At 43.6% G+C, this 5,303-nt stretch carries 3 protein-coding genes; all 3 read left to right on the forward strand.

Translation table 11 applies throughout. The annotated features are described in order from the left end of the window. Nucleotides 1-122: 122 nt before the first annotated feature. Nucleotides 123-1,130, forward strand: coding sequence for a PorV/PorQ family protein (locus tag JXR81_09780; protein MBN2755131.1), 1,008 nt, complete (start codon nt 123-125; stop codon nt 1,128-1,130). 183 nt (nt 1,131-1,313) lie between these two features. Continuing rightward, nucleotides 1,314-3,656 (forward strand): glycosyl transferase, encoded by a 2,343-nt coding sequence (locus JXR81_09785; protein ID MBN2755132.1) that lies wholly within the window; start codon nt 1,314-1,316, stop codon nt 3,654-3,656. A 78-nt stretch (nt 3,657-3,734) separates the two neighbouring features. Continuing rightward, nucleotides 3,735-5,216 carry a glycogen synthase GlgA gene (glgA, locus tag JXR81_09790; GenBank protein MBN2755133.1) on the forward strand — a complete coding sequence of 494 codons (1,482 nt, stop codon included), beginning with the start codon at nt 3,735-3,737 and terminating at the stop codon, nt 5,214-5,216. Nucleotides 5,217-5,303: the final 87 nt, after the last annotated feature.

Here is a 5,303-nt window from a genome sequence, read left to right on the forward strand (position 1 = left end):
GGACGCGGACGTTGAAGTAAACCAGGAAATAGAGCTTGTGTTTGACATGAACAAGACGCACTTCTTTGACCCAAAGACCGAATCAGCGTTGGTATAAACAAATCTTAGGAGGTAATATTTTTATGAAATTATTATCAAAACTTATGGTTGTACTGCTGGTAGTTCTGGCCCCTGCGGCTGTTTTTGCCGAAGGAGATTTTGCCGGAGAAGCAATGTCAATAGGCGTCGGCGCAAGGCCGCTTGGTATGGGCGGCACATTTGCGGCTATTGCAAATGACGCTTCCACTTCGTACTGGAACCCCGCCGGTATGGCGAACGTTCAGGGTGTGGAAGTATCAAGCGTAAAGCTTACAAAGATAAATGACCTTGATACAAAATACAGTTACGTCAACCTTCTTTATAATGTAAGCCCGCAGGTAGGGGCTTTCGGCCTTGGCTGGTTAAGGCAGGCGATAGGCGGAATACAGCTTTCCGCGGTTGACAACCTTGGCAATCCTATACAGATAGAAGGGCTTAAAGAAAATGCGGATAACACGGTTTACCTTGCCTACGCAAGGTCAATTGTTCCGGGTTTTTCAGCGGGTACCACGGTTAAAATATTGCTTGGAAATTATCCGGCGGTTGTTTCTGACGGCACGATTTCCGGAACATCCGAAACCGAAGTAAGCTACAGCGGTTTTGGTATTGATCTTGGGCTTCATCTTAAAATGGGTGACCTTGTTAAGGATTTAAACGGCCTTTCAATTGGTGTTAATTTTCAGGACGTTTACACAACGCTTTCCTGGCAGGCAAATGGAGTATCCTCAGGGGCGACGGAAACTGTTCCTGTAAATATCAAACCCGGTATTGCTTATGACCTTAAGCTTGGGCAGTTTAACGTTATCGCTTCTGCTGACCTTGACACAAAATATCAGCTTATCATACACGCGGGCGGAGAGCTTTGGTGGAACAATATGATTGCTGTAAGGGGCGGTATCAAAAATTATTCGGAAATTTCATCAGGGCTTGCGCAGGCTGCTGACTGGAGCATTGGCGCGTCCATCAGGTGGTATTTCATAGGGCTTGATTACGCGTATGTTTATAACGAACTTACTCCTGTTCAGTACCTTTCAATCATCGGAAAATTCTAAGATAAGAATTTAACTGAAGATAACTTTACGTAAGGGGCAGGAGAAGGCATCTTCTCCTGTCCCTTTTCTTTATAAGGCCGTATAAAATATAAAACGAAAGCGCATTTTTACTTGCCATCTTTAAAAACTTGTATATAATATTAACGCGTCTTTATAGGCGCCAAAATTTCAAGGAGGTCTTTGATGAAATACGGATATTTTGACGACAAGAACAGGGAATATGTAATAACACGCCCGGATACGCCGCTTCCATGGATTAATTACCTTGGAGTTGATAAATACTGCGGCCTTATGTCCAACACCGCGGGCGGTTACAGTTTTTATGGCGACGCGGCGCAGAGAAGGCTTTTAAGGTACCGTTATAATAACGTTCCTTCTGACAGGCCGGGAAGATATATTTATGTCAGGGATAATGAAAAAGAAGATTACTGGTCAGCTTCATGGCAGCCGACAAATAAAGATTTAAAAAAGTATAAGTACGAATGCCGTCATGGTTTAAGCTATACAAAAATCAAGGCGGAATATTCCGGCATTCAGACAGAAGCCACTTATTTTGTACCGGTAGGCGCGGCACATGAAGTGTGGAGGATAAAAGTTAAGAACAACTCCGCTAAGCCCCGCAAAATGTCCCTTTTTACATACGTTGAATTCTGCCTTTGGGATGCTTTAAACGATATGACGGATTACCAGTATAATCTGAATATCGGGCGCACTGAATTTAAAAATAATGCCATGTATCACACCACACTTTACAATATGCACAAACATCAGTTTGCTTATTTCTGGGCGGATAAAAAAGTTGCAAGTTATGACGGCGTCAGGCAGGACTTTACCGGACCTTACAGAGGAGAAGCAAACCCGATTGCAGTTGAACGCGGAAAATGTTCCAATAAACTTGCGGTGGGCTGGGCTCCTTTTGGCGGGCTTCATATCAATGTAAACCTTAAAGCAAAAGAAGAAAAAGAAGTGACGTTTGTCCTTGGTTACTGCGATAACATGGGGCAGGAAGAAAAAGTATTCGCGAACTATTCCAAGAAAGGCGCTGTGGATGAAGCGTTAAAAACGCTTGCCGGGTACTGGGATAATAATCTGAATAAATATCAGTGCGAAACGCCTGATGCAAACGTAAATTCAATGGTTAATGTGTGGAACCAGTACCAGTGCATGACCACGTTTAACTGGTCGCGTTCGGCTTCTTATTATGAAGCGGGCGGTGAAAGGGGGATGGGTTTCAGGGACAGCAATCAGGATACTCTTGGCTTTGTGCATATGATACCAAACAAGGTGCATGACAGGCTTGTGGATATAGCGTCGGTTCAGTTTCCGGAAGGGCGCGCGCATCACGGTTATTCACCGCTTACAAAAAAAGGCAGCAGGGAAGGGTATGGCGACGACCATCTGTGGCTGGTTCAGGCGGTTCACAATTACATTAAAGAGACAGGTGATATAAAATTCCTTGATGAAATAGTCCCTTACAATGACGGAAGTAAAGGAAAAATGTATGAACATGTACAGAGGGCTGTTGAATATTCATGGAACAATACAGGACATCACGGCCTTCCAAAAGCCGGCTTTGCGGACTGGAATGACTGTTTAAACCTGTCCGGCCCAAAAGGTATGGGCGTATCCGTTATGATAGCCTGCCAGTTTGTGCTTGGAGCAAATCTTCTATCAGAACTTGCAAAACATTCCGGCCGCGTGCTTGATGTCGAAAAATACAAGAACATGGCTGATGAAATGAAGGACAGAATCAATAAAAAAGCGTGGGACGGCGAATGGTACATGAGGGCGTTTGATGATAACGGTGCGCCGGTAGGTACAAGCGCCACCAAAGAAGCAAAGATATGGCTTGAATCCAATACCTGGGCGGTTATGACAGGCGTGGCAGAAGGTGACAGGGCCGAAATTACACTGGACAGCATAAAGAAACACCTGGATACAAAATACGGTATTGTGCTTTTTGACCCGGCATTCACCGAATACCATCCGGAGCTTGGCTATGTTTCGGTATTCCCGCCCGGTTTAAAAGAAAATGCGGCGATATTCTGCCATACAAATCCGTGGGCAATGGTAGCGGAAGCAATGACAGGAAGGGCGGCAAACGCGTTTAAGTATTGGAAGACAATAGCGCCCGCGGCAAATAATGAAATAGCTGACACGCACTGGACAGAACCATATGTATATTCGCAGATGATAGCTGGAAAAGCGCACAAGGATTTTGGACAGGCAAAGAACAGCTGGCTTACAGGAACAGCGGCATGGAACTTTGTGGCAATTTCCCAGTACATTCTTGGAGTAAGGGCGACATTTGACGGGCTTATGATTGACCCGTGCATCCCTTCAACGTGGAAAGGTTTCACGGTTTCCAGGGAATTTAGGGGTGTTAAATATAACTTTACGGTTAAGAATCCAAATAAGTCCAGCAAGGGTGTAAAGAAAATGACAGTTGACGGCAAAGAAATAAAGGGAAATGTAGTGCCGATAGCAAAAGGCAAAAGTGAAGTTAACGTGGAAGTGGAAATGTAATCTGATTTAAAAATATAATCAACAGCCGAAAGCCGTAAATTGCGGCTTTCGGCTGTCTTTAAAAAAACGGAGAAATAAGTGGCAAAAAAATCACCCAAAAAGCTAAAGATACTTTTCGCCGCCTCTGAAGTGGTGCCTTTTGCAAAAACAGGCGGGCTTGCGGATGTGGCAGGGGCGCTTCCAAAGGCGCTGCGCGAACTTGGCCACGATGTAAGAATTGTAATGCCTAAATACCAGTCTATAAACGATGAAAAGTTTGGTATCAAACCGACAAAGTACGCGGTAAACGTGGATATAGCGCTTTATAATCACAGGGGTGAAATATATGAATCCACAGTGCCCGGCACGGATATCCCCGTATACTTTATAGATAATCCCGAGTTTTTTCACAGGGAAGAGTTATACAGGACGCCTCAGGGAGAATACTGGGACAACGCGGAAAGGTTTATGTTTTTTTCCCGCGCCGCGGTTGAAATGATAAAAGAGATAGATTTCAAGCCGGACGTAATTAACTGCAATGACTGGCACACGGGCCTTATACCGGTGTACATTAAAACCATTTATTCCGGCGATGATTTTTATAAAAATATTAAGACGGTTTATTCCATCCACAACATAGCTTATCAGGGCGTATTTGATAAATATAAACTTCTGCACGCCGGTTTTTCGTGGGATATATTCACCATGGACAAGATAGAATTTTATGATATGGTGAATTTTATGAAGGGCGGTATAGTGTATGCCGACAAAGTAAATACAGTGTCTGAAAAATACCGCGAAGAGATTATGACACCGGAATTTGGATATAATCTTGACGGAGTTTTAAAGAACCGCGACGGGGATGTTACCGGGATTTTAAACGGTATTGACTATTCAGCATGGGATCCAAAGACAGACAAGCTGCTTTACAATAATTACAGCGAAGAAAATATTGAAATAAAAGAAGAGGTAAAGAAAAAGCTTCTTGCCGAAAACGGCCTGAAATATGTGGAAGGCGTTCCGTTAATAGGGCTTGTATCCCGTCTTGATGACCAGAAGGGGCTTGATTTTATCGCCGCCATAATTGACGATATGATGAGGCTTAATATCCAGTTTGTGGTGCTTGGCACGGGTGAAGAACGCTATCACCATATGTTTAACCATTTAAAGTCAAAATATCCGGAAAAACTTGGCGTTAATATAAAGTTTGACAACAAAATAGCCCATAACATATACGCCGGTTCTGATATGTTTTTAATGCCTTCGCGTTTTGAACCGTGCGGGCTGGGGCAGTTAATATCCCTTAAATACGGCACAGTGCCGATTGTAAGGGAAACAGGCGGGCTGGCAGATACGGTAAAACAGTATAATTTTAAGACAAAACAGGGCAATGGTTTTGTATTCCCGGGTTATAATCCGTGGGATTTGATGCATGCTATAAGGATAGCCACAGACGCGTATAAAAACCGCACCGTGTGGAAAAGGCTTATGAATAACGGCATGAAGCAGGATTTTGCCTGGGAAGGTTCCGCGGAGCACTACATTTCCCTTTATGAAAAAGCTATCGGAACAGGTAAATAAAGTAAAAATTGTAAGATGAAGTGCAACATTTGAAGTAACAAAAAGTCCCACTGCTCACTTGTGTTATTATGTTGTTTGTGAGAACGA

This window comes from Candidatus Goldiibacteriota bacterium (genome assembly GCA_016937715.1).
Lineage (GTDB): Bacteria > Oederibacteriota > PGYV01 > PGYV01 > PGYV01 > PGYV01.